This window comes from Microbacterium soli, from assembly GCF_039539005.1.
GTDB classification, from domain to species: domain Bacteria; phylum Actinomycetota; class Actinomycetes; order Actinomycetales; family Microbacteriaceae; genus Microbacterium; species Microbacterium soli.
Window position 1 is genome coordinate 1,876,645 of the sequence record NZ_BAABCP010000001.1, and the last position, 22,360, is coordinate 1,899,004.

The 22,360-nt window shown below is 71.2% G+C and carries 23 protein-coding genes; 10 read left to right on the top strand and 13 right to left on the bottom strand.

Going from position 1 to position 22,360, the window contains the following annotated elements:
• Positions 1-4 precede the first annotated feature (4 nt).
• Positions 5-1,393 carry an MFS transporter gene (locus tag ABD770_RS08680; protein ID WP_344819148.1) on the bottom strand — a complete coding sequence of 463 codons (1,389 nt, stop codon included), beginning with the start codon at positions 1,391-1,393 and terminating at the stop codon, positions 5-7.
• A gap of 125 nt (positions 1,394-1,518) precedes the next feature.
• Between ABD770_RS08680 and ABD770_RS08685 the strand changes: the two genes are divergently transcribed.
• Positions 1,519-1,911 carry a four-helix bundle copper-binding protein gene (locus tag ABD770_RS08685; protein WP_344819149.1) on the top strand — a complete coding sequence of 131 codons (393 nt, stop codon included), beginning with the start codon at positions 1,519-1,521 and terminating at the stop codon, positions 1,909-1,911.
• Positions 1,912-1,933: 22 nt separating this feature from the next.
• Here ABD770_RS08685 and ABD770_RS08690 read toward each other — a convergent pair whose 3' ends face one another.
• The gene (locus ABD770_RS08690; RefSeq protein WP_344819150.1) at positions 1,934-2,278 is read right to left on the bottom strand and encodes a hypothetical protein; all 345 of its coding nucleotides are present in this window, start codon (positions 2,276-2,278) and stop codon (positions 1,934-1,936) included.
• A 142-nt stretch (positions 2,279-2,420) separates the two neighbouring features.
• Between ABD770_RS08690 and ABD770_RS08695 the strand changes: the two genes are divergently transcribed.
• A complete protein-coding gene (locus ABD770_RS08695; protein ID WP_344819151.1) occupies positions 2,421-3,062 on the top strand; it encodes an NADPH-dependent F420 reductase in 642 nt (213 codons plus the stop codon).
• A 54-nt stretch (positions 3,063-3,116) separates the two neighbouring features.
• On the opposite strand, the gene ABD770_RS08700 is transcribed toward ABD770_RS08695, so the two are convergent.
• The 4 genes from ABD770_RS08700 to ABD770_RS08715 are packed head-to-tail and all read right to left on the bottom strand — an operon-like array spanning position 3,117 to position 6,904.
• Positions 3,117-3,989 (bottom strand): PaaX family transcriptional regulator, encoded by an 873-nt coding sequence (locus ABD770_RS08700; RefSeq protein WP_344819153.1) that lies wholly within the window; start codon positions 3,987-3,989, stop codon positions 3,117-3,119.
• On the bottom strand, positions 3,986-5,206 hold the full coding sequence (locus ABD770_RS08705; protein WP_344819154.1) for a kynureninase: 1,221 nt from the start codon (positions 5,204-5,206) through the stop codon (positions 3,986-3,988). The genes ABD770_RS08700 and ABD770_RS08705 overlap by 4 nt, the downstream gene beginning before the upstream one ends.
• Before the next feature lies 1 nt (position 5,207).
• The gene (locus tag ABD770_RS08710) at positions 5,208-6,053 is read right to left on the bottom strand and encodes a hydrolase (RefSeq protein ID WP_344819155.1); all 846 of its coding nucleotides are present in this window, start codon (positions 6,051-6,053) and stop codon (positions 5,208-5,210) included.
• Entirely contained in the window at positions 6,050-6,904 is an 855-nt protein-coding gene (locus ABD770_RS08715; RefSeq protein ID WP_344819156.1) for a tryptophan 2,3-dioxygenase, read from the bottom strand. Before ABD770_RS08715 ends, ABD770_RS08710 begins: the two co-directional genes overlap by 4 nt.
• A gap of 198 nt (positions 6,905-7,102) precedes the next feature.
• On the opposite strand from ABD770_RS08715, the gene ABD770_RS08720 reads away from it, so the two are divergent.
• The 6 genes from ABD770_RS08720 to ABD770_RS08745 all read left to right on the top strand — a co-directional run bounded on the left by ABD770_RS08720 (position 7,103) and on the right by ABD770_RS08745 (position 13,517).
• Complete coding sequence (locus tag ABD770_RS08720; RefSeq protein ID WP_344819157.1) at positions 7,103-9,379, top strand: carbon starvation CstA family protein; 2,277 nt, start codon at positions 7,103-7,105, stop codon at positions 9,377-9,379.
• Positions 9,379-9,624: a YbdD/YjiX family protein gene (locus ABD770_RS08725; protein WP_344819158.1), complete on the top strand. Its 246-nt coding sequence runs from the start codon at positions 9,379-9,381 to the stop codon at positions 9,622-9,624. The genes ABD770_RS08720 and ABD770_RS08725 overlap by 1 nt, the downstream gene beginning before the upstream one ends.
• Positions 9,625-9,692: 68 nt before the next feature.
• Positions 9,693-10,889 carry a sensor histidine kinase gene (locus tag ABD770_RS08730; RefSeq protein ID WP_344819159.1) on the top strand — a complete coding sequence of 399 codons (1,197 nt, stop codon included), beginning with the start codon at positions 9,693-9,695 and terminating at the stop codon, positions 10,887-10,889.
• A complete protein-coding gene (locus ABD770_RS08735; RefSeq protein WP_344819897.1) occupies positions 10,889-11,614 on the top strand; it encodes a LytR/AlgR family response regulator transcription factor in 726 nt (241 codons plus the stop codon). The genes ABD770_RS08730 and ABD770_RS08735 overlap by 1 nt, the downstream gene beginning before the upstream one ends.
• Complete coding sequence (locus ABD770_RS08740) at positions 11,611-12,036, top strand: heavy metal transporter (protein ID WP_344819160.1); 426 nt, start codon at positions 11,611-11,613, stop codon at positions 12,034-12,036. The genes ABD770_RS08735 and ABD770_RS08740 overlap by 4 nt, the downstream gene beginning before the upstream one ends.
• The gene (locus ABD770_RS08745) at positions 12,033-13,517 is read left to right on the top strand and encodes a sodium/solute symporter (RefSeq protein ID WP_344819161.1); all 1,485 of its coding nucleotides are present in this window, start codon (positions 12,033-12,035) and stop codon (positions 13,515-13,517) included. Before ABD770_RS08740 ends, ABD770_RS08745 begins: the two co-directional genes overlap by 4 nt.
• A gap of 34 nt (positions 13,518-13,551) precedes the next feature.
• Here ABD770_RS08745 and ABD770_RS08750 read toward each other — a convergent pair whose 3' ends face one another.
• The 5 genes from ABD770_RS08750 to ABD770_RS08770 form a co-directional block, all read right to left on the bottom strand.
• On the bottom strand, positions 13,552-14,121 hold the full coding sequence (locus ABD770_RS08750; protein WP_344819162.1) for a cysteine hydrolase family protein: 570 nt from the start codon (positions 14,119-14,121) through the stop codon (positions 13,552-13,554).
• Positions 14,118-15,578, bottom strand: a complete 1,461-nt coding sequence (locus tag ABD770_RS08755; protein WP_344819163.1) for a purine-cytosine permease family protein — start codon at positions 15,576-15,578, stop codon at positions 14,118-14,120. Before ABD770_RS08755 ends, ABD770_RS08750 begins: the two co-directional genes overlap by 4 nt.
• A 162-nt stretch (positions 15,579-15,740) precedes the next feature.
• The gene (locus tag ABD770_RS08760; RefSeq protein ID WP_344819164.1) at positions 15,741-16,145 is read right to left on the bottom strand and encodes an arsenate reductase ArsC; all 405 of its coding nucleotides are present in this window, start codon (positions 16,143-16,145) and stop codon (positions 15,741-15,743) included.
• Between the two features lie 61 nt (positions 16,146-16,206).
• Positions 16,207-17,493 carry a M18 family aminopeptidase gene (locus tag ABD770_RS08765; protein WP_344819165.1) on the bottom strand — a complete coding sequence of 429 codons (1,287 nt, stop codon included), beginning with the start codon at positions 17,491-17,493 and terminating at the stop codon, positions 16,207-16,209.
• Positions 17,494-17,539: 46 nt separating this feature from the next.
• Entirely contained in the window at positions 17,540-18,196 is a 657-nt protein-coding gene (locus ABD770_RS08770; RefSeq protein WP_344819166.1) for a response regulator, read from the bottom strand.
• A gap of 233 nt (positions 18,197-18,429) precedes the next feature.
• Between ABD770_RS08770 and ABD770_RS08775 the strand changes: the two genes are divergently transcribed.
• Entirely contained in the window at positions 18,430-19,572 is a 1,143-nt protein-coding gene (locus ABD770_RS08775; RefSeq protein WP_344819167.1) for a sensor histidine kinase, read from the top strand.
• Between the two features lie 233 nt (positions 19,573-19,805).
• Here the strand turns inward: ABD770_RS08775 and ABD770_RS08780 are convergent, their stop codons facing one another.
• A complete protein-coding gene (locus tag ABD770_RS08780; RefSeq protein ID WP_344819168.1) occupies positions 19,806-20,279 on the bottom strand; it encodes an FHA domain-containing protein in 474 nt (157 codons plus the stop codon).
• A 155-nt stretch (positions 20,280-20,434) separates the two neighbouring features.
• Here ABD770_RS08780 and ABD770_RS08785 point away from each other — a divergent pair, with 155 nt between their 5' ends.
• Positions 20,435-21,505 (top strand): NAD(P)H-dependent flavin oxidoreductase, encoded by a 1,071-nt coding sequence (locus tag ABD770_RS08785; protein ID WP_344819169.1) that lies wholly within the window; start codon positions 20,435-20,437, stop codon positions 21,503-21,505.
• Here ABD770_RS08785 and purU read toward each other — a convergent pair.
• Positions 21,495-22,358, bottom strand: coding sequence for a formyltetrahydrofolate deformylase (gene purU, locus ABD770_RS08790; protein ID WP_344819170.1), 864 nt, complete (start codon positions 22,356-22,358; stop codon positions 21,495-21,497). The two genes, ABD770_RS08785 and purU, sit on opposite strands and share 11 nt — an antisense overlap.
• Positions 22,359-22,360 lie beyond the last annotated feature (2 nt).

Below are 22,360 nucleotides of genomic sequence, written 5' to 3' on the forward strand. Positions count from 1 at the left end.
CGGTTCACCCGGGCGTGCCGGGGGCGGTGGCCCCCGTGCTCGCCGTCGCCGGAGCCCGGCGGATGCCGATCCACGACACCACGCCGCCCGCGGCGAACAGCGCGGCGGTGACCCAGGCCGCACTGTGGAAGCCGTCCAGGTCGAGGGTCCCGCCGACGATCGTCGACAGCAGCGCCACCACCAGCAGGCCCGCCACGCGGGAGACCGCGTTGTTCACCGCCGAGGCGATGCCGCTGCGGCGCTCGTCGATGGCTCCGAGGATGGTCGAGGTCAGCGGTGCGACGGTCAGCGCCAGCCCCAGGCCGAGCACGAGCATGCTCGGCAGCACCTGCCACCAGTAGTCGAACTCCGTCGCGACGGTGAGCAGCAGCGCGGCGCCCGCCGCCATCAGCAGCGGCCCGATCGTCATGAACAGGCGCGGGCCCAGGCGCCCCGCCCAGGCCCCTGCGCGGGAGCTGAGCAGGATCATGAGGATCGTGATGGGCAGGCTCGCCAGGCCCGCCGCCGTCGCGCTCAGCCCCGGTCCCTGCTGCAGGTAGACGCCGATCACGAAGCCGTTGAGCGACAGTGCGGCGTACACGAACAGCGTGGAGAGGTTGCCCCATGCGAAGTTGCGCACGCCGAACAGCGACAGCGGCAGCAACGCGGCATCCGATCTCTGCCGGAACAGGAAGAGCATCATCAGCACGATTCCCGCGACGCCCGGCCCCCAGATCACCGGTGACGTCCAGCCCATCCGCCCCTGCTCGATGAGCGAGAACACCAGACCGCCCAGCCCCAGCGCGCACAGCACGCCGCTGGTCCAGTCCACGCGGATCGAGCGCTCGTGACCGGGAAGAGCGAGCCTGCGCAGCAGGATCAGGTTCACCGCGATGGGCAGCACGTTGATGAGGAAGACGAACCGCCAGGACAGCAGGTCCACGAACAGGCCGCCCATGAGCGGCCCGATCATCTGCGCGGCGGTGGTCACTGCCGTCCACACCCCGATCGCGCGGGCCTGCACCTCGCCGCGCATGACCGAGGTGATCAGCGCCAGCGAGCTCGGCACCAGCAGGGCGCCCGCCGCGCCCTGCGCCGCTCTGGCGATGATCAGCACGAGCGGATCCGGGGCGAGGGCCACCGCGACCGATGCCGCACCGAACGCGATCAGGCCGACCCGCATGACCGTGACGCGGCCGTACGCGTCGGAGACCGAGCCCGCGAGCAGGATGAGCGCGCTCAGGGTGATGAGGTAGGCGTCGACGACCCACTGCTGTGTGGCGATGCCGCCGCCGAGCTCGCGACTGATCGCCGGGAGGGCGACGGTGACGACCGTGCCGTCCAGGAACGTCACGAACGACGCGAGGATGGCGACCGCGACGACCAGTCGCTGCAGCGGGGTGAACGAGGTCACAGGCAGACACTACCTCCTCCCATCGACGCGCGGGCCGTCCGAGCGTACGCTGACCTCAGGCGGGTCGACCTGCCCGCTTGCAGCCGGCGCGAGCCGATGACGAGGAGCGGTGTGCGATGGACTCGATGATGATGGACGAGATGTCCAAGAACCTGCGGATGCCGGGCATGGAGATGATGGACATGGCTGTCCTGCAGGCCTGCATGGACGCGTGTTCGGCCTGCGAGCAGGCCTGCACGATCTGCTCGATGCAGCGGATGGACTGCGCACCCGCGTGCATGAACTGCGCCGACATGGCGGGCACCATGATGCGCGGCATGATGCGGATGCAGGGCATGACGCCGGCGGTGATGATGGCGATGCTCGACGCCTGTGCGGCCATGTGCCAGTACGCCATGGACAAGTGCATGGATCACGCCGACATGAGCGAGGTCTGCCGGATGTGCGCGCAGGCGTGCCGGGCCTGCATGGACGCCTGCGCGGCGATGCGCGAGTCGATGATGAAGCAGGCGTCCTGAGGCGCGCCGTCGCCCGCGCTCCTCAGCGTGCCACGTTGTAGCGCGCCGTGCCGATCGCCAGCACCCCGTAGTCGCGGTGCAGCGCCACGGGTGCGCCTGATGGCGCCTCCAGCGCGGCTCCCCCGGCGTTCCAGACCGTCACGGCCTCGCCGTCCAGAGTGCGCAGATGAAGGACGCCGGATACCGGGTCGGCGTCCGTGACGAGGGCGTCCGCCCAGCCGAGCGGCGTCGCCGCAGCCATCCGGGCCTGGATGAGGTGCAGTGCGTGCCCCGGTGCGAACGAGGAGCACGTGTGGCCGTGGTCGCACATGCACGCAGCACGCTCATTCACCTCGAAGGGTGAAAGGCGGTTGCGCGGGCTGGTCACGGCGGTCTCCTCTTGATCGGTGGTCCGAGGCTACGTCCGGCTGCCGCCGACGTCGATCCGCACGGAAACAAGGCGAAACATCCCGCTCCCTCTCGGGGCCCGGGCGGGGAATACAGACTGGGCGGGGAGTGTTCGCCGCAGTATGACCACACTGGGAATCATCGGCGCGGGGAACATCGGCAGTCAGGTCGCTCGGGCGGCCGTGAAGGCAGGGTACGACGTGGTGATCGCGAACTCGCGCGGGCCGGAGACCCTCGCCGACCTCGTGGCGGAGCTCGGGCCGAAGGCCAGGGCCGCGACGGCCGAGGAGGCGGGTCGTGCCGGCGACGCGGTCGTCGTCACCGTGCCCCTGCACGCGATCCCGCAGATCCCCGCCGAGCCCCTCGTCGGCAAGATCGTGCTCGACACCAACAATTACTACTTCGAGCGCGACGGGCACATCGACGAGCTCGACCGCGGCGAGACCACCACCTCCGAGATCGTCCAGCGGCATTTCGCGGGCGCCAGGGTCGCGAAGGCCTTCAACCACATCTACGCGAGCGCCATCACCACCGACGGCGCCCCCGCGGGCACCGCGAACCGCCGTGCACTGGCCACGGCCGGCGACGACGCGGAGGCCGTGGCGTTCGTGACGCGCCTGTACGACGAGCTCGGCTTCGACACCGTCAACATCGGCCCGCTCAGCCAGTCCTGGCGCATCGAGCGCGACCGCCCCGGCTACGGGGTGCGGCAGAACGCCGAGGAGCTCACCGCGGCCCTCGCGGCCGCCAACAGATTGCCCTGACCCGCAGCCGCGGGTGATCGGCACCGGCTGATGACCCGCGGGCAGCGGGGGCGCTCATCTCCGCAGAGCGGCGGCGGGTGCGACGGCGGAGCGCACATGCCGCCACGCCGGATCCGACAGCCGGTCCGACAGCCGTGTGAACACCTCCGTGCTGCGAGCGCCGGGCCAGTCGGCGGGGAGGAGCGCGGCGGGAAGGCCGGGGTCGGTGTAGGGCAGCACCCGCCAGCTGTCGATGAGGCGCACGTACGCGTCGAACGGCGCGGCGGATCCTGCGGCGGCGACGGATGCCAGGAACCGCTCGTGCTCGGCGCGCAGCGCGCGAAGATCCCACCAGTCGGCGACGGCGTCGGCCAGCGGCACGGCCGGCCGGGGGTCGGCGGTGCGGAAGAGTGTGGCGAACGCCCGTGCACCGATCTCGTCGAGCAGCTCCTCGACCTCCGCGTCGAGGTGCCCGGGCAGGATCCACAGCCCGGGGGAGACCGCGCCCGCGCCGATGAACTGCAGTCTGCGCCGCAGCCGGTGCCGCAGGTCGCGCCGCGTCTCGGGGATGGTCGCCGACACGAGCAGCCATTCGTCGCCTGCGCGCATCGTGCGCACCGTGAAGATGCGCTTGTCTCCGCGCTCGAGCATCCCGACGGCCGCCGGGTTCAGCGCGAGCGATCCGGGGCCCGCGCCGTGCAGCAGGCCGTGCTGCTTGAGCCGGGTGATGGCGGTGCGGGCGCGGGCGGCGGGGATGCCGAGGTCGCCCGCGAGGGCGACCAGCGCGGCCGAGGTGATCGACCCGCCCAGTCTGCGCAGGTACAGGCCGATGACCGTGCGCAGCAGGGACGTGGTGCTGCCGGGCCGGGCGTCGATGTCGTCGAGCACTGGGCCGGTCGGGTCCGGTCGGGCGGGCCCCGGTGCTGCGGGGCGTTCGGGGCCGGTCATGCCAGCGCGTCGCGCACGGCGAGGACGCCGCGCAGCGTCTCCTCGTGGGAGGTGCTCAGCGGCGACAGCCCGAGCCGGATGCCGTCGGGGAAGCGGAAGTCGGGGATGACGCCGCCCGCCCACAGCGTCTTGGTGATCTCCTGGAACGTGTCGTGCCCGATCGTGATGTGCCCACCGCGGTGCGCGGCGTCCCTGGGGCTCAGCAGCCGCACCCCGTGCGGCGCGAGGAGCTCGTCGTACGCCTGCACGGCGAAGTCCGTCAGCGAGACCGACTTGGCGCGCACGGCGTCGATCCCGGCATCCGCGATGCGATCGAGCATGGGCTGCATGGCCAGCATCGACATCACCGGCGGCGTTCCGCTGAGCAGCTGACGGATGCCGCCCACGGGCGCGTACTCCGGCCCCATCGCGAAGATGTCCGCCGCGCCCCACCAGCCGTGGATGGGCTGGGTGAGCCGGCCCTGGTGCTCGGCGCGCAGGTACGCGAAGGCGGGCGAGCCCGGCCCGCCGTTGAGGTACTTGTACGTGCAGCCCACCGCGATGTCCACGCCCCACTCGTCGAGCCGCATCGGCACGACGCCCACGGAGTGGCACAGGTCCCACAGCATCAGGGCCCCGGCGTCGTGGACGAGCTCCGTGATGGCGGGCATGTCCGCGAGGGCGCCGGAGCGGTAGTCGACGTGACTGAGCACGACCAGCGCGGTGCGCTCGGAGACGACGGCCGCCACGTCCGCGCCCGTCACGCCCGTGACGGCGTCCGGCTCCACCCAGCGCAGCGTCGCACCGGTCTCCTGCGCGACGCCCGCGGCGATGAACCTGTCGGTGGGGAAGTTCCCGGCCTCGATCACGATCTCGTCCCGCCCCGGACGCGCGGCGACGGCGGCGCGCATGAGCTTGTACAGCAGCACGCTCGTGGAGTCGGCGACGACGGTCTGGCCGGCGGCGGCGCCGAGTGCGACCTCGGCGATGCGGTCGCCGAGCACCATCGGCAGCTCCATCCACTGCTCGTCCCAGGAGCGGATCAGCCGGGTCCCCCAGTCGTCGCGGATGAACGCGCCGACGGTCTCCGGAAGCTCCCGCAGCGGCCGGCCCAGCGAGTTGCCGTCGAGGTAGGCGATGACGCCGGGCGCGTCGGCGAAGGCCGGCAGGTGGTGGGCGAGGGGGTCGGCCTCGTCGAGCAGGCGGGCGCGGTCCATCAGGTCGGCGGTCGCGGTCATGTCATGTCTCCAGGTCGGCGCCGGTCAGCAGCCGGGCGCGTGCGGGGTCCCCTCCGGGCAGGAGGAGTCGGGTGTCATCATGGGGGAGCGGGGTCAGCGCGCGCAGCAGACGGTCGCCGTCGACGCCGGCCTCGCGGAGGGCGTCGAGCTCGCGGGCGCTGAGGTCGACGGGGGTGTCGCCGTTGCCCATGTCGGTGCCGTACAGCACGGTGCCGCCGGCGTCGGCGAAGCGGCGGACGTTGTCGACGGCGATCGCCCGCTGCGTAGGGTCGTGCACGGCGAGCGTGGAGATCCACTGCACGGATGCCGCCTGCACGGCGATCTCGTCGTCGGTAAGCCGCTCGGTGAACGGGGCATGCGCGAGGCGTGCGGCGCCCAGGCGCGCTGCGCGCTGCGCCTGGCCCGTGCCCTCGGCGTGCGCGATGACGGGGAGCCCGTGCGCGGCGGCGGCCGAGACGACGGCGCGCACGGCGTCGTCGTCGAGCACGGGACCCGCCTCACTGTGCAGGGCGACTTTGATCCACGAGGCCCCGGCTGCGGCGAGGCCGTCCACCGCGGCGGCCGCGGCCTCGGCATCCGCGATCTCCTGCACCGCCCCGGGCGGCGCCCACGCGCGGTCGGACGGGTACCCGCCGGGCGCCGTGAGGAATGCCCCCGCGTACTCGACTCGCACGCCCGCCGTGCCGCCGGCGAGGGCGGCGAGCACCGCGGGGTCGCCGCCGAGATCGATCACCCGTCCGAGCAGCGAGCCCGCCGGCAGCGTGTGGTCGACGAGCTGCAGGTGCACGTGATGGTCGGTGAAGCGGCCGGTGACGATTCCGCCGTCTTCGCGACGGATGCCGGTCATCGCCCGATCTCGGTGCGGACGCTGTACAGCTCGGGGAAGAAGGTCAGGCTCAGCGCGCGCTGCAGGAAGTCCACGCCCGTGGATCCGCCGGTGCCCTTCTTCATGCCGATCGTGCGCGACACGGTGCGCAGGTGGCGGAACCGCCAGAACTGGAAGTTGTCCTCCACGTCGACGAGCTCCTCGCAGGCCTCGTACAGCTCCCAGTGCTCGTGGGGGTTCTCGTACACCTCGCGGATGACTGGGATCAGCTCGGGCGTCTCGCGGTACGGCAGGCGCACGTCCCGCTCCAGGACGGATGCCGGCACCGGCAGCCCCCGGCGGGCGACCAGCCGCAGGAACTCGTCGTACAGCGTCGGGCGCTCCCATTCCGCGGTCAGCAGCGCGAGGTTCTCGGGATGGCTGCGGAACAGGCTCAGCATCTTCTCGTTCTTGTTGCCCAGTGCGAACTCGACGCCGCGGTACTGCACGGACTGGAACCCGGAGGCGTTGCCGAGGAACCCGCGGAACTGCGCGTACTCGGTGGGGGTGAGGGTCGCCAGCACCGACCACTGCCGGGTGATGACGTCCTGGATGTGCTTGACGCGGGCGATGGGCTTGAGCGCCTCGCGCAGGTCGTCGGCGGCCAGCAGGTCGCGGGCCCTGCCCAGCTCGTGCAGCATGAGCTTGAGCCACAGCTCCGTGGTCTGGTGCTGGATGATGAACAGCATCTCGTCGTGGTGCTCGGGGACGGAGACCGGATGCTGTGCGCCGAGCAGCCGGTCCAGATCGAGGTAGGACCCGTAGGTCATCCTGCCCCGCAGGTCGGTGACGATGCCCTCTTCGAGTGCGCGCTCGTTCGCTTCGTTGCTCATGATCGCGACGATATCACTCTCGTGTCGAGCGTCACAATAATGAAATTGAACGGTGTCGTACCGTCCGTCCGACACCGTTCGTCGCCGATCCGCCGCCGTTCGTCGCACAGTCGGACCGGTCGTCTCCGCCCGCCACCCGAGTCTGCGACGGATTCCTATCCTGACCACACGCAATGTCGCGCGTCGAAGGAGATACCCATGACAGCTCTCTCCCCGAGAGGAAGGGGTGCCGACAGCATCCCCGCGCAGGATCCCGCCCTGCCACCCGTCGCCCTATCCGAGGCCGAGCGCACCCGCGAATCCCGCTGGAGCCTGCCGAAGATCCTGCTGTGGACGGCCATCGCCCTGCTGGGGGCGGTCGCCTGGACCATGCTGGCCATCGTGCGCGGCGAGACCGTCAACGCGATCTGGTTCGTGTTCGCCGCCGTGTGCACCTACCTGATCGGCTACCGGTTCTACGCCGAGGTCATCGAGAAGCACCTGCTGCGCCCGAATGACAGGCGGGCCACGCCCGCCGAGGTCCTCGAGGACGGCAAGGACTTCGTCCCCACCGACCGTCGCGTGCTGTACGGACACCACTTCGCCGCGATCGCCGGCGCCGGTCCGCTCGTGGGCCCGGTGCTGGCCGCCCAGATGGGGTTCCTGCCCGGCACCATCTGGATCATCGTCGGCGTCGTGCTGGCCGGGGCCGTGCAGGACTACACCGTGCTGTTCTTCTCCATGCGCCGCAGCGGGCGCTCCATCGGCCAGATGGCCCGCGACGTGCTGGGCAGGTTCGGCGGCACCGCCGCCATCATCGCCTCGCTGCTGATCATGGTCATCATCATCGCGATCCTCGCGCTGGTCGTCGTCAACGCGCTGGGGGAGAGCCCCTGGGGCGTGTTCAGCGTCGGCATGACGCTGCCGATCGCCCTGTTCATGGGCGTGTACCTGCGCTACCTGCGGCCCGGGCGGGTCACCGAGGTCTCCCTCATCGGCTTCGTGCTGCTGATCGCCGCCATCATCGGCGGCGGCGCCGTCGCCGGCACCGAGTGGGGCCAGGCCGTCTTCACCCTGGACCGCACGACCATCGCCTGGGCCATCATCGTGTACGGCTTCGTCGCCGCGATCCTGCCCGTCTGGCTGCTGCTGGCCCCGCGCGACTACCTGTCCACGTTCATGAAGGTCGGCGTGATCGTCATGCTCGCCGGCGCCATCGTCCTCGTGCGCCCGGAGATCTCCGTCCCCGCGTTCACGGAGTTCGCCGAGACCGGGCTCGGCCCGGTGTTCTCCGGAGCGCTGTTCCCGTTCCTGTTCGTGACGATCGCCTGCGGGGCGCTCTCCGGCTTCCACGCGCTGATCTCCTCCGGCACCACGCCCAAGCTCATCGAGAAGGAGCGGCAGACCAAGTTCATCGGCTACGGCGGCATGCTCATGGAGTCGTTCGTCGCCATCATGGCGCTGGTCGCCGCGATCTCCATCGACCAGGGCATCTACTTCGCCATGAACGCGCCGGCGGCGCTGACCGGCGGCACGGTGGAGAACGCCGCGGCGTTCGTGAACTCGCTCGGGCTCATGGGTGTCGACGTCACGCCGGACATGCTCAGCTCCACGGCCGCCGCCGTCGGCGAGGAGAGCATCGTCTCGCGCACCGGCGGCGCGCCCACGCTGGCACTGGGCCTCGCGCACATCATGCACCAGCTCATCGGCGGTCCGGCCATCATGGGCTTCTGGTACCACTTCGCCATCATGTTCGAGGCGCTGTTCATCCTCACCGCCGTCGACGCAGGCACCCGCGTGGCGCGCTTCATGCTGCAGGACTCCATCGGCGCCTTCCTGCCGCGCTTCCGTGACGTCAGCTGGCGTCCGGGCGTGTGGATCTGCACGGCCATCATGGTCGCGGGATGGGGATACATCCTCATTCTCGGGGTGACGGACCCGCTGGGCGGGATCAACACCTTCTTCCCGCTGTTCGGCATCGCCAACCAGCTGCTGGCCGGCATCGCCCTGGCGGTGGTGTTCGCCATCGTCGCCAAGCGCGGGCGCTCGTACGTGCGCTGGCTGTGGATCATCGGCCTGCCGCTGGCGTTCACGGCCGTGATCACCATCACCGCGTCGCTGTACAAGATCTTCTCGCCGGTCCCTGGCATCGGCTACTGGGCCAACAACGCCAAGTACCGTGCCGCGCAGGCCGCCGGCGACGGGAGCCTCGGCAGCCCGGAGGTGGTGGATGCGGTCATCCGCAACACGGCCGTGCAGGGCACGCTGTCGATCGTGTTCGTGGCGCTCACCATCATCGTCATGGCGATCGCCGTCGGCGTCGCGATCAAGGCCATCCGCACGGGAGCCGTCGACGACGCGGGCGAGGACCCGGCGTCGCCGTCGCGGCGCTTCGCCCCCGCCGGGCTCGTCACCACGCGCGCCGAGCGCGAGCTGGAGAAGCGGTGGCGCGACCACGACCTCGCGCAGGACGCCCCGAAGGCGGCGAGGCGCTGATGGTCCTCGCCGCCGCGAGCACGGCATCCGCCGTCCGCCCCGCACGCGCTGTCTGGCAGCGCGTGCGGGGCGCCGCCGCAGCCGTGCGCTGGTACGTCACGACGCTCATGGGCGATCGGGACTACGAGGTGTTCGTCGCCCACCAGCGCGCGCATCATCCGGATGCCGAGATCCCCACCGAACGCCAGTTCTGGCGCGACCGGATGGCCGACCAGGACCGCAATCCCGGTGCGCGGTGCTGCTGACCCCGCCGCGGATCTGATCCCGTCGTGCGGGCGGAGGCGGGTCCCGTGTGCCGCCGTATCATGAGCGCATGACGGAGCAGACGGTGCTCGCCGGTGCGATCGGCGTTGTGGCGGGAGTGCTGCTGGCCCTCACCCTCGTCCTCGTGCGCAGCCTGGCCAAGGGTTCGCGGGATCTCGGCGGGGAGGTGGAGCGGGCCACCTCGCGCACGCTGCACATCGCCGGTCTCGCCGCCGCCGAGCTGCGCGGCGGCGAGACCCCCGACTCCGCCCGCGCCGCCCGCCACCTGCGGACCCTGCTGGGCGCGCAGGCCGTGGCCGTCCTGCTCGGCGGGGACGGTGATGCGGAGGTCGCCACCGACGGCACCATCGCAGGGCTGGAGACCTCGGCCCGGCGGATCGCGGAGCAGGTGCGCAGCACCGGCCGCAGGCAGGTGTTCCCCCGCCGCGGCTCCCGCGACGGCACGCCGGGCGAGGCGGTCGGTGCGCCCATGATCGTCGACGGCGAGGTGCGCGGCGTGCTCGTCGCCTTCGCCGAGACTGTGCGCGGGCCCCTGGTGCGCGCGACGGGGGAGGTCGCGGAGTGGTGCGCCACGCAGATCGTGCTGACCGAGCTGGAGGCATCCCGCGCGGGCCTCGCCGAGGCGGAGCTGCGCGCGCTGCGCGCGCAGATCAGCCCGCATTTCATCTACAACTCGCTCGCGGCCATCGCCTCCTTCATCACCACGGACCCCGAGCGGGCCCGCACGCTCGTGCTGGACTTCGCGGACTTCACCCGGTACTCGTTCCGGCAAGAGGGCGAGTTCACCACCCTCGCGCAGGAGCTCGTCGGCATCCGGCACTACCTCGAGCTGGAGCGCGCCCGCTTCGGCGACCGTCTCGACGTGCGGCTGCGGATCGCACCGGAGACGCTGTCGACGGTGATCCCGTTCCTGTCCGTGCAGCCGCTCGTCGAGAACGCCGTGCGGCACGGGCTGGAGCCGCTCGCCGAGGGCGGGCGGATCGTCATCGCCGCGGACGACGAGGTCACCCACACCGAGATCTCGGTGGAGGACGACGGAGCGGGCATGGACCCGGAGCAGGTGCGTCAGGCGCTCTCCGGCCCTCTCCTCACGACGCACGTGGGCCTGCGCAACGTCGACACCCGGCTGCGCCGCGTGTACGGCCCGGGCGGGGGACTGACCGTGGAGACGAACATCGGCGCGGGTACCATGATCCGGATGCGGATACCGAAGTCGCAGCCGCTGCATGAGACGGACGCGCCGTGATCCTGGACGTGCTGGTCGCCGACGACGAGCCGCCCGCCCTGGCGGAGCTGGCCGCGTTCCTGGAGGCGGATGCGAGGATCGGGGCGATCCACCGGGCATCCGGCGGCGCCGACGCCCTGCGGACGCTGTCGACGACGGCCGTCGACGCCGTGTTCCTCGACATCCACATGCCGGGCCTGAGCGGCTTCGACCTCGCCCGCGCACTGGACAGGTTCGCGCAGCGGCCCGTGATCGTGTTCGTCACCGCCGACGATGCCGGTGCGCTGGAGGCGTTCGACGTGCGCGCTGTCGACTACGTGCTCAAGCCCATCCGCCCCGAGCGGCTGCGCCGCGCCGTCGACCGGGTGCTCGCCGTGCGTCAGGGCGCGGAGGCGGGCGAGACCGAGGACGCCGAGACCGTGCCGGTCACGGTCGGTCAGAGCGTGCGGCTGATCCGGCGCGGAGACGTGCGCTGGGTGAAGGCCGAGGGCGACTACTCCCGGCTGTGGACGGCAGCAGGGCACAGCCATCTCGTTCGGATGCCGATCTCCGAGCTCGAGGAGCGCTGGGAGCACGCGGGGTTCGTGCGCGTGCACCGCTCATACCTCGTGCACGTGGACGCGGTCACCGAGGTGCGCCTGGCTGGATCCTCGCCGGCGGTGATCCTGGCGGAGGTCGAGCTGCCGGTGAGCAGGCGGCTCATCCCCGCCGTGCGCAGCCGGCTGGTGCGGACGGAGCGACGGTGAGCCCCGACGACGGCAGCACCCGGCTGTCGGCCGCGGATCGGGCGCGGCGCGTGCGGGTGACCGCCGAGCAGCAGGCCGCACCGGCCGACGACGTCGTCACATCGGGGATCGCCCTGCCGGGGTCGCCGGTGAGCGAGGCCGGCACGGTGTTCCTGAACGGACTGATCCGGGCGCAGCTGCGCCTGGCGGCCGGATGCCTGGCGGGGTTCCTGCTGGTGGGCGTCGTGCTGACGCTCATGGTGATGATCATCGCGCGCACGGCCGACCCCGTCCTGTTCGGGGTTCCGCTGTCGTGGCTGCTGCAGGCGTACGCGTTCTACCCTGTCATCCTCGTCTTCGCCGTCATCTACGCGCGCGGCGCGGCCCGCAACGAGCGCCGCTACCGCGCACTCGCCGACGACGGACGGGGGACGACGCCATGAACGCCGCCTGGGATCTCGCCGCCGTCGTGCTCGTGGTGGTCATGACGGTCGTGCTGGGCGTCATGGGCGTGCGCCTGAGCCGCACGACGAGCGACTTCTTCGTGGCCTCCCGCAGCGTGCGGTCGGTGTGGAACGCCTCCGCGATCAGCGGCGAGTACCTCTCCGCCGGCACGTTCCTGGGGCTGTCCGGCCTGGTGCTGCTGGTGGGGGCGGACGGGTTCTGGTTCCCGATCGGGTACGCGGCGGGCTACCTGCTGCTCCTGCTGTTCGTCGCCGCGCCGCTGCGGCGCAGCGGCGCGTACACGCTGCCGGACTTCATCGAGGCGCGACTGGAGTCGCGCGGCGCCCGTCGGCTGTCCAGCCTGCTCGTGCTGGTGATCGGCTGGCTGTACATCGTGCCGCAGCTGCACGGCGCCTCGCTGACGCTGCGGGTCGTCGCCGACCTGCCGCCGTGGGTGGGGGCGGTCATCGTGGCGGCCGTGGTCAGCGGCATCGTCGCCGCCGGCGGCATGCGGGCCATCACCGTGGTGCAGGCCATGCAGTACTGGCTGAAGCTCACGGCGCTGCTGGTGCCGGCAGTGGTGCTGCTGATCGTGCTCTCGGGCCGCGAGCCCTCCCTGGAGCCGGTGCTCGCCTTCCCGATCGAGGTGGGGCCGTCGGCAACGGATGCGTACTCCACGACCTCGCTCATGATCGCGCTGCTGCTGGGGACGATCGGGCTGCCGCACGTGCTGGTGCGCTTCTACACGAGCCCCGACGGCGGTTCGGCCCGCCGCACGACCGTGCTCGTGGTGGGCATGATCGGCGCGTTCTACGCGGTCTCGGGGACCCTGGGCCTGATCGCCCGGGTGGCGGCACCGGATCTGGCGCAGCCGGGCCTCGCGGACACGGTCGTGCTCGCGCTGCCCTCCCGCATCCTCCCCGGCCCGGTCGGGATGGTGCTGACGGCCCTCGTCGTGGCGGGGGCGTTCGCGGCGTTCCTGTCGACCTCGTCGGGGCTGGTGGTCTCGCTCGCGGGCGTGATCAGCCAGGACGTCTTCGACGGCTCGGTGCGCTCGTTCCGCCTCTCGGCGGTGCTGTGCGCGGCGGTGCCGCTGGGGGTCGCGCTGCTGACGGGGCCCGAGGCACTGGTCTCCAGCGTCGGGACGGTGTTCCTCGTCGCGGCGACCAGCCTCACACCGGTGATCCTGCTGGGCGTGTGGTGGCGAGGGCTCACGGCGCGCGGCGCGGCGACGGGGATGGCGGTGGGCGCGCTGACCTGCGGGCTGTCCCTGCTGGGCTCCAGCATGCTCGGCGCGGATGCGGGGTTCGTCTCCGCCGCCCTCGCCCAGCCCGCCGCCTGGGCGATCCCGCTGACCACCGCCGTGGTGATCCTCGTGTCGCGTCTGGACCGGCGACGCGCCCCGGCCCGGGCGGACCGCTACCTGGCGCGCCTGCACCTGCCCGAGCGGCACGTGCCCGAGCCTCCCGCCGCACGCTGACTGCGGCGCCTCTGCGGAGCGCCGACGGCGCCTCTCAGCGCGCCTCCGCGAGGACGCCCGCCGTGTCGGCCAGCGCGATCTGCGGCGGGTACAGGCCCATCACGTGCAGCGCCGCCGCATGGTTCTCCGCCGTCGATCCCGCGCACGCGTCGGTCGCGACGGTCAGGCGCGCCCCGGCATCCGCTGCGGCCAGAGCCGTGGAGAGCACGCAGCAGTCGGTGGACACCCCGGTGAGCACGACGTGCGCACCCCGTCCGACGACGGCCTCGAGCTCGGGGCCCCACTTGCCGAAGGTCGGCAGGTCCAGGGTCGGATGCGGGGACAGCCCCTCGGCATCCGGGACCAGGTCGTACAGGGCGTCGGATGCCGGCCTGTCGGCGAACGGCCACGCGGCGAAGTACTCGCCCCAGGACGTGGTGCGGTCGGCGGTGGGCAGCCAGCGCGTGACCAGCACGCGCTCGCCGTGCGCGTCGGCGAGCCGCCGGATGTTCACCATGGCGCCCGCGAAGAACGGCGATCCCCATTCCGAGTCGGGGGAGGCGAAGATGTGCTGCGGGTCGATGACGACCAGCCAACCGCCGGGTCCGGCCGCCGCATCCGTCATGCGTCGGCCTCCTGCCTGCGGATCCGCCCGGCGCGGGCGAACCAGGTCACGACGAACGACAGCACCAGCGCGAACAGCACGCCGAGGTTCGCGTAGCCCCAGTCGTCGCGCCACCCGAACAGGTCGAGGAAGTAGCCCTGCCAGTCGTTCCACGGCGTGTCCGGGATCTGGTTCATCACGAATCCCCAGCCGATCACCGTCGCGACGACCATGGTGATGATCGAGGTCCAGTCGACCGCGCCGTAGCGGCCGCGCGAATCGAAGAGCGCCTCCTCGTCGTAGTCGCGGCGGCGGCGCAGGATGTCGGCGATGAGGATGCCCGCCCATGACGCCATCGGCACGCCGAGCGTGATGAGGAAGGACTGGAACGGCCCGATGAAGCTCGTCGCGAAGAACACCACGAAGATCGTCCCGGCCGTGAGGATCACGCCGTCGATGCCGGCGGCGGCCGGGCGCGGGATGCGGATGCCGAGGCTCAGCAGCGTGAGACCCGAGGAGTAGATGCCCAGCACGGCGCCGGAGACGAGGGTGAGGATCGCGACGATGAGGAAGGGCACGAGCACCCACGCCGGCAGCAGTGTGGCCAGAGCCCCGATGGGGTCGTTGCCCACGGCATCCGACAGCTCCTGATCGGAGCCCGCCAGCAGCAGGCCGAAGAAGACGAGGATGACGGGCGCGACCGCACCGCCGATGGTGTTCCAGGCGACGATCTGCCCGTCCGAGGCCGTGCGCTTCTGGTACCGGGACCAGTCCGCGGCGATGTTGATCCAGCCCAGACCGAACCCGGTCATCACCATCACCAGGGCGCCGATGGTCTGCGCGAAGGTGCCGTCGGGGCGCGAGAACGCCGCCGCCCAGTCGATGCTCCCGAAGGTGAGCACGAGGAACAGCACCGTCATCGCACCGGTGAGCCAGGTGAGCACCGACTGCAGCCTCATGATCGTGTGATAGCCGAGCACGGATGCCGCGACGATGAGGGCGGCGACGGCGACGGTCGCCACGATCTTCAGCCCCACCGCCTCGTCGTCCTCGCTGAGCCAGCCCAGGCTGCGGAACACCGTGGTCGTGGCGAGCACGGCGGTGATCGCCAGCGACGTCTCCCAGCCGATCGAGGTGAGCCAGGAGACGATGCCGGGCAGCTTCTGACCCTGCACGCCGAACGCCGTGCGGGAGAGGATCATGGTCGGCGTCGACCCGCGCTTGCCGGCGATCGCGATGAGACCGCACAGCAGGAACGACACGATGATCCCGATGACCGAGACGACCGTCGCCTGCCACAGCGAGATGCCGAAGCCCAGCACGAACGACCCGTAGCTCATCCCGAACACCGAGACGTTGGCCGCGAACCACGGCCAGAACAGGTCCCGGGGCCGGGCGGTGCGCTCGGACTCGGGGATGATCTCGATGCCGGTGCGCTCGATCAGCGCCGAACTCGTGGTCTCGGATGCCGTGGACATGGCCGCCTCCGTGTTGTCGGGATGGTGCTCATCCTGGCACCGACGGCCGCCGCGCGCGAGAGGGGCGCGCGGGTCGCGCGGGCGGGTCGTGCGCGCTCCTGTCGCGCCTGCTGCCGCGTCATCGTGCGAGAAGCGGCGGTCTGCGCCACCTGAGCAGCGGGATCACGGCAGGAGCTCGGCGATGAGGGCCTCCACGCGCGCGCGGATCTCGTCGCGGATCGGGCGCACGTGCTCGATGTCGAGGCCCGCCGGGTCATCGAGCCGCCAGTCCTCGTAGCGCTTGCCGGGGAAGATCGGGCAGGCATCCCCGCATCCCATCGTGATGACGACATCCGCCTGCTCGACGGCGTCCACGGTGAGCAGCTTCGGCTCGCCCGCGGTGATGTCGATCCCGACCTCCGCCATCGCCCGGATCGCGACCGGATTGATCGCGTCCTTCGGCTCGGAGCCCGCCGAGCGCACGTCGACGCGGTCGCCGACGAGCTCCTGCAGGAAGCCGGCGGCCATCCGGGAGCGTCCGGCGTTGTGCACGCAGACGAACAGCACGGTGAGGGCGGATGCGGTCATGGCGTCTCCTGGATGACGGGCGGGCGGGAGAGGAGGACGGGGACCAGCTCACGAGGATGCTTCAGCCGGCGAAGAATGCGCGGGCGACGCGGGACAGGTCGTGCAGATCGCTCACCCCCGCCAGTTCGCGCGCGGAGTGCATCGACAGGATGGGGATGCCGATGTCGACCGTGCGGATGCCCAGACGCGTCGCGGTGATCGGACCGATCGTCGACCCGCACGGCACGGCGTTGTTCGAGACGAACTCCTGCGAGGAGACTCCGGCCTGCTCGCACCAGCCGGCCCAGGCCGCCGCGCCCACGGCATCCGTCGCATAGCGCTGGTTGGCATTCATCTTCAGGATCGGGCCGGAGCCCAGCAGCGGCTGCACGACGGGGTCGTGCCTGTGCGCGAAGTTCGGATGCACGGAGTGCCCCACGTCGCTGGACAGGTGCCAGGATGCCGCGAACGCGCGGCGCTGATCGACGGCATCCGCTCCGAGGGAGGCGTACAGCCGCACCAGCACGTCCTCCAGGAAGGGGCCCGCGGCGCCCGAGCGGGAGGCGGATCCGAGCTCCTCGTGGTCGAACGCGGCGAGCATCGGGATCGCCCCTGTCCGCTCCCGCGAGGCGGCGTCGAGCAGGGCGACCACGCCGGCGTGCACGGAAGCGAGGTCGTCGAGCCTGCCGGAGGCGAAGAAGGCATCGTCCCTGCCGAAGACCGCACCGCGGGCGGCATCGGTCACGACGACGTCGTAGCCGCGGATCTCGGCCGGATCCACGGCGGCATCCGCCGCCAGTTCGGCGAGGATGTCGGCGGATGCCGCGTCGCCGAGCCCCCACACCGGCTGCGTGCCGGTCTGCCTGTCCAGCGTCAGCCCGTCGTTGACCCCGCGATCCAGGTGGATCGCCAGCTGCGGCAGGCGCAGCAGCGGGCCGGTCGCGGCGAGCACCACACGTCCGTCGGCCAGCGCGAGGCGGCCGGCCAGGCGCAGCTCGCGGTCGAGCCACGAGTTCAGCAGCGGCCCGCCGTAGACCTCCACGGCCGCCTGCAGCCAGCCGTGCGAGGCCGTGGTGGGCTCGGGCTTGAGCTTGAAGCCCGGGGAGTCGGTGTGCGCGCCCAGCACGTGCACGGGCGTCGTCGACGTGGCGCCCTCGGGGACGGCCCAGGCGATCACGGCCCCGTCTCGCACTACCACGAACCGCCCGCCGGGCTGCGTGGGCCAGGCGTCGGCCTCGTCGAGCCGTGTGAATCCGGCATCCTGCAGCCGTCGCGCGACCTCCGCCGCCGCGTGGTAGCTGGAGGGCGAGGCGCTGACGAAGTCGGCGAGATCGACGGCGTGGGCCAGGGCGGCAGGGCTGACGGACATGCCTACGATGGTAGCCGTGGCGCCCGACACCGCGCCGAGCGCCGGGTCAGTGGAAGTCGACGAGACCCGCGTGAGCGGCGGTCACGAGGATCTGCACGCGGTCGCGCACGTGCCACTTCGACATGATGCGTCCCAGATGGGCTTTGACGGTGCCCTCCGAGACGATGAGGGACTGGGCGATCTCGGCGTTGGACATGCCCTCGGCGAGGCGCTGGAGGACCTGGGACTCGCGCTCGGTCAGTTCCTCGAGGGCATCCGCCGGGCCGGTGGTGGGCTCCGTGCTGCGCACGTGCTTGACCAGCAGCGAGGCGATGCGGGGCGACAGCGAGCTCGCTCCGCTGTAGACCTCTCGCACTCCCTGGAGGATGCTCTCCGCACTGGAGTCCTTGAGAAGGTATCCCGACGCCCCCGCACTGAGCATGGGCAGCACCGTGTCACTTCCATCCAGCGTGGTCACGGCGAGGATGCGGATCTCCGGCCAGCGCTCGGCGATGACGGCGGTGGCCTCGATGCCGTTCATCTGCGGCATCTGCACGTCCATCATGACGACGTCGGGGCGGTGCTGCTCCACGAAGGCGATCGCCTCGACACCGTTGTCGGCCTGGCCGATCACCTCGACATCGGGGCCGCGGGAGACGAAGTGCGCGAGTGCGGAGCGAACCAGAGGGTCGTCATCGACGATGAGCACACGGATTTCCGGCATGAGCACAGCCTATCGGCGGTCCGTCAGAGGAACTTTCACAAACACTAGACGAAAGTCTATGCAGGTCTGAACTTAAGACAGATGTGCGCATCGTCCGTAACCGAGAAGATCAATATGTACCTGGACAAATGACCAATCAGCGGGGGTGAACACGATGCCTTTCTGGGAGCAGCTTGCACGTCTCTTCGGCGCTATCCGCTGATTCTACTCGGCAAATAGGACATACTGGGCCTATGCCGTTCGGCCGATCGATTCCGGATGACGCCGGCATTCTCCGCCTCGGTCGTGGGCAGCGGTTGAATGCCGTCGAGCGCATCGTCATGCTCGCCTTCCTCGCGGTCGTCCTGACCGTCGATGTCGTGAGCCTCATCACGACGGGCGGCATCACCCTCGTCGGGTCCCTCTTCAGCATCTCGTCCACCGCCATCTTCGTGCTCTACCTGTGGTGGCCATCGGTGGCCACGGGCCTGCTCGCGCTGGCGTTCACCCTGTCGTTCTTCGCGGGGCAGGACTCCTCCGTGCTCTTCGCCGCCGCGCTGGCGGCGGGCATGGTGATGCGGCTGGGCTCGAGCGCCCTGGTGCTCATCTACGCGGGGTTCTTCCTCGTCGCCACGGCCGTCGTCGCCTATGGCGACGACACGGTCCCCGTCAACGTCGGCATCTACCTCGTCGTCGCGACCGTCGCCGGGGCGGTCGGATACGCACTCCGCCTGGCCGCTGCACGGGGTCGAAGCCTGGAGCGGCGCCTCGCCGAGAGTGCGGAGCAGGAGCGACAGGCGGTCCTCGCCGAGCGCCGCTGGATCGCCGGCGAACTGCACGACAGCATCGCGCACCATCTCACCGTGGTGGCGCTGCACGTGCAGATGCTCGACGACCCCGGCGTCAGCGCAGACGCACAGGAGGCCATTCGCGTGGCGGCGCGCAAGGCCATGGCCGACCTCCGCTTCGTCATCGAACTCGCCGACGACGGGCCGCGCTCGGAGGGTCCGCAGACCGGGAACCTCGCCGAGGCCGTCGTCGAGGCCAGATCCGAGATCGAGGCGGCGGGGCACGAGGTGCAGGTGGGCGGCGACCCGCACGACGAGCGGATCCCCCGCATCGCGGACATCGTGTTCGCCCGCATCCTCCGCGAGTCGGCGACCAACATCCTCAAGCACGCCGGGCCCGGTACGGTCGCGGTGCGGCTCGAGGTCGATGACGAGCACGCGACGCTTACCATCCGCAGTCCACTCCCCGCGACACCGCGCAGGGACCTCCCCTCCAGCGGCACCGGACTGAACCGGATGGCCGAGCGGGTCATCGGGGCGAGCGGCGAGTTCACCGCGGGCGAGGACGCGGGCGACTGGCAGGTGCAGGCGCGCCTGCCGATGTCCTGATCATCCCCGACCGCGTCCGAAACTGGACGAAAGTGCACACAGGTGTCGCCTTTCGTCGCTGGATGTCGTCTCCTCGGCGGTTCTAAACTGGGATTTCCCCCGATAGGCGTCCCCAGCGCCTATACATAGCGTCCCCAGCGCTGTGATCGCGAGCGCGATCTTCAAGGCTTCTGTACCCCGCGCTCGCGATCACTCATGTTCGGGCCGGCCTGCGCCTCCGTCATCTCGACACCTCAGCCGAGCCGGGTCGGTATCGCGCCCGTGGCGGGGTAGTCCGGCCGCTCGGGCTGCCTGCTCTGGTGACCGCCCTCGCCGCCCTGCCTCCCGCCGTAGGGGCGGCCGTGGTCGGCGAACTCGGCGCGACTGAACACCAGCATCCACTCGCCGACGGTGAACCGGGCCCCCGTGCGCAGCGTCTCCGTGCGTGCGCCGTGCTGGTCCACAGGGCAGTACGCGTTCATCAGCCCCGGCCCGTGCATGGTCAGCACGTACTCATCGCGGTCGTCGTGCACGACCGTCGCGTGCAACGGCGCCGCGCCCTCCAGACACACCGTGCAGCCCCCGTCGGAGCCGATCGTGACCGTGTCCCGGGTGAGATGCACCACAGTGCGGTCCTGGTCGTCGCGCGAGATCAGCAGGCGAGGATCACCCGCGCCCCACTCGGCATGCGTCGTCGTCGGCGCATATCCCTGCATCCGCTCAGACATTTCCCTTCCTCCTATCCGTAGAAGTCCATCGGGACGGCGGGAGGAAGCTCTCGTCGCCCATCCAGAAGTCAGAGGGTCGCGCAAGCCTTGCCTCAGACCATACTCACACGGAGCCGCCCGCGGTAGGGGATGGGCGGCGGGCGTAGCCTCGGAGGATGCATGATCTGACCGCGCTGCTCGGCATCCGGCACCCGATCGTCCTCGCCCCGTTCGGCGGGCTCTCCTCCGTCGCCCTGACCGCCGCGGTCAGCGCCGGCGGCGGGCTGGGATCCTACGGTCTGTACGGGTACGACGGGGAGCGGATCCGGGCGACGGCCGCCGCCCTGCGCCGGGCGACGTCGGCGCCGTTCTCGCTGAACATCTGGCTGCCCACCGGAGACGAGGTGCGCCCGGGGCCGGAGCACGACGGCTACGCCCGGGGGCTCGCGGCGCTGTTCGCCGAAGTCGGCATCCAGCCGCCGCCCGCGCCCGAGCAGTACCTGCCGACGGTCGAGGAGCAGCTCGACGCCATCTGGGAGGCCGCTCCCGCCGTGCTCAGCGTGGTGTTCGGCGTCCCGCCGGTGTCCGCGGTGGACGAGGCGCACCGGCGCGGCATCCGCGTGCTGGGCACGGCGACGACGGTCGCGGAGGCCGTCGCGCTGGCGGACGGCGGGGTGGATGCGATCGTCGCGACCGGTGCGGAGGCCGCCGGCCACCGGGCGTCGTTCCTGCGCTCCGCGGAGGAGTCGCTGGTGGGGCTGGTCTCGCTGGTGCCGCAGGTGGTGGATGCCGTGGATGTGCCCGTGATCGCCGCCGGCGGCATCGGTGATCGGCGCGGCGTCGCGGCGGCGTTCGCATTGGGGGCATCCGGTGTGCAGGTGGGCACCTCGTTCCTCGTCACGCGCGAATCGGCGGCGAACGACGCGCATCGTGCGGCGATCCGCTCCACGGCTGCGGACGGGAGCGTGCTGACCCGGGCGATGAGCGGCAGGCCGGCCCGCGGCGTGCCCAATCGCGCCGTGCGCGAGATCGAGGCATCCGGGGCGATCGCGCCGTTCCCCGCGCAGAACTGGTTGACCGGGCGCTTCCGTTCCATCGCCGGGCAACGGGGTCTGGGCGAGCTGCAGTCGCTGTGGCTGGGCCAGTCCGCACCGCTGGCCCGGTGGGATGCCGCCGCCGAGGTGCTCGCGGAGCTGCGCGCCGGCATCCCCGGCTCCGGGCCTCGCGACGTCCGGGTCAGAGGATGACGGTGGAGCGGCCGTGCACGATCACGCGGTCCTCCGCGTGCCACCTCACGGCGCGCGCCAGCACGGAGCGCTCGACATCCGCGCCACGACGCTGCAGCTCGGCGGCCGACTCGGCGTGCGTGACGCGCGTGACGTCCTGCTCGATGATCGGGCCCTCGTCGAGGTCGGCCGTGGCATAGTGCGCCGTCGCCCCGATCAGTTTGACGCCGCGCTCCTTCGCCCGCGCGTACGGGTTCGCGCCGATGAAGGCGGGCAGGAAGGAGTGGTGGATGTTGATGACCGGTGCGCCGATGCGCGCGATGAAGTCGTCGCTGAGGATCTGCATGTAGCGCGCGAGGACGACGAGGTCGACGTTGCCCTGCAGCAGCTCCAGCTGCCGCCGCTCCATCTCGGCCTTGGCATCCGGACCCTCGCCGCGCGGGATGTGCACGAACGGCACGCCGAATGAGCGCACGGACTCCGCCAGATCGGGATGGTTGGACACCACCATGGTGACGTCGATGTCGAGCTGGCCGCGCTGCGTGCGCCACAGCAGCTCCAGCAGACAGTGGTCGTACTTCGACACGAAGATCGCCACGCGCTTGCGCTTGGCGGCGTCGTGCAGCGACCACTCCATGCCGAACCGTGCGGCGATCTCGGAGATCGACGCCTCCAGCGCGGGGCGCTTGGCGGCGAGGCCGTCGAGGTGGATGACCGTCCGCTGGAAGAACCTGCCGCCCACCTCGTCGGTCGAGTGCTGGTCGAGCGAGATGATGTTGGCTCCGTGCGACGCCAGCACTCCGGCGACGGCCGCCACGATGCCTGGCTGGTCGTCGCAGGCGATGAGAAGACGTGCGGTGTCGGTCTGCGGCATGG

Bases quoted from the DNA above. Each gene is read 5' to 3' on its own strand.
- ABD770_RS08685 (WP_344819149.1), top strand. From the start codon at position 1,519: ATGATGATGGACGAGATGTCCAAGAACCTGCGGATGCCGGGCATGGAG.
- ABD770_RS08695 (WP_344819151.1), top strand. From the start codon at position 2,421: ATGACCACACTGGGAATCATCGGCGCGGGGAACATCGGCAGTCAGGTC.
- ABD770_RS08700 (WP_344819153.1), bottom strand. From the start codon at position 3,989: ATGACCGGCCCCGAACGCCCCGCAGCACCGGGGCCCGCCCGACCGGAC.
- ABD770_RS08705 (WP_344819154.1), bottom strand. From the start codon at position 5,206: ATGACCGCGACCGCCGACCTGATGGACCGCGCCCGCCTGCTCGACGAG.
- ABD770_RS08710 (WP_344819155.1), bottom strand. From the start codon at position 6,053: ATGACCGGCATCCGTCGCGAAGACGGCGGAATCGTCACCGGCCGCTTC.
- ABD770_RS08715 (WP_344819156.1), bottom strand. From the start codon at position 6,904: ATGAGCAACGAAGCGAACGAGCGCGCACTCGAAGAGGGCATCGTCACC.
- ABD770_RS08720 (WP_344819157.1), top strand. From the start codon at position 7,103: ATGACAGCTCTCTCCCCGAGAGGAAGGGGTGCCGACAGCATCCCCGCG.
- ABD770_RS08725 (WP_344819158.1), top strand. From the start codon at position 9,379: ATGGTCCTCGCCGCCGCGAGCACGGCATCCGCCGTCCGCCCCGCACGC.
- ABD770_RS08730 (WP_344819159.1), top strand. From the start codon at position 9,693: ATGACGGAGCAGACGGTGCTCGCCGGTGCGATCGGCGTTGTGGCGGGA.
- ABD770_RS08745 (WP_344819161.1), top strand. From the start codon at position 12,033: ATGAACGCCGCCTGGGATCTCGCCGCCGTCGTGCTCGTGGTGGTCATG.
- ABD770_RS08750 (WP_344819162.1), bottom strand. From the start codon at position 14,121: ATGACGGATGCGGCGGCCGGACCCGGCGGTTGGCTGGTCGTCATCGAC.
- ABD770_RS08755 (WP_344819163.1), bottom strand. From the start codon at position 15,578: ATGTCCACGGCATCCGAGACCACGAGTTCGGCGCTGATCGAGCGCACC.
- ABD770_RS08760 (WP_344819164.1), bottom strand. From the start codon at position 16,145: ATGACCGCATCCGCCCTCACCGTGCTGTTCGTCTGCGTGCACAACGCC.
- ABD770_RS08765 (WP_344819165.1), bottom strand. From the start codon at position 17,493: ATGTCCGTCAGCCCTGCCGCCCTGGCCCACGCCGTCGATCTCGCCGAC.
- ABD770_RS08770 (WP_344819166.1), bottom strand. From the start codon at position 18,196: ATGCCGGAAATCCGTGTGCTCATCGTCGATGACGACCCTCTGGTTCGC.
- ABD770_RS08775 (WP_344819167.1), top strand. From the start codon at position 18,430: ATGCCGTTCGGCCGATCGATTCCGGATGACGCCGGCATTCTCCGCCTC.
- ABD770_RS08780 (WP_344819168.1), bottom strand. From the start codon at position 20,279: ATGTCTGAGCGGATGCAGGGATATGCGCCGACGACGACGCATGCCGAG.
- ABD770_RS08785 (WP_344819169.1), top strand. From the start codon at position 20,435: ATGCATGATCTGACCGCGCTGCTCGGCATCCGGCACCCGATCGTCCTC.
- purU (WP_344819170.1), bottom strand. From the start codon at position 22,358: ATGCCGCAGACCGACACCGCACGTCTTCTCATCGCCTGCGACGACCAG.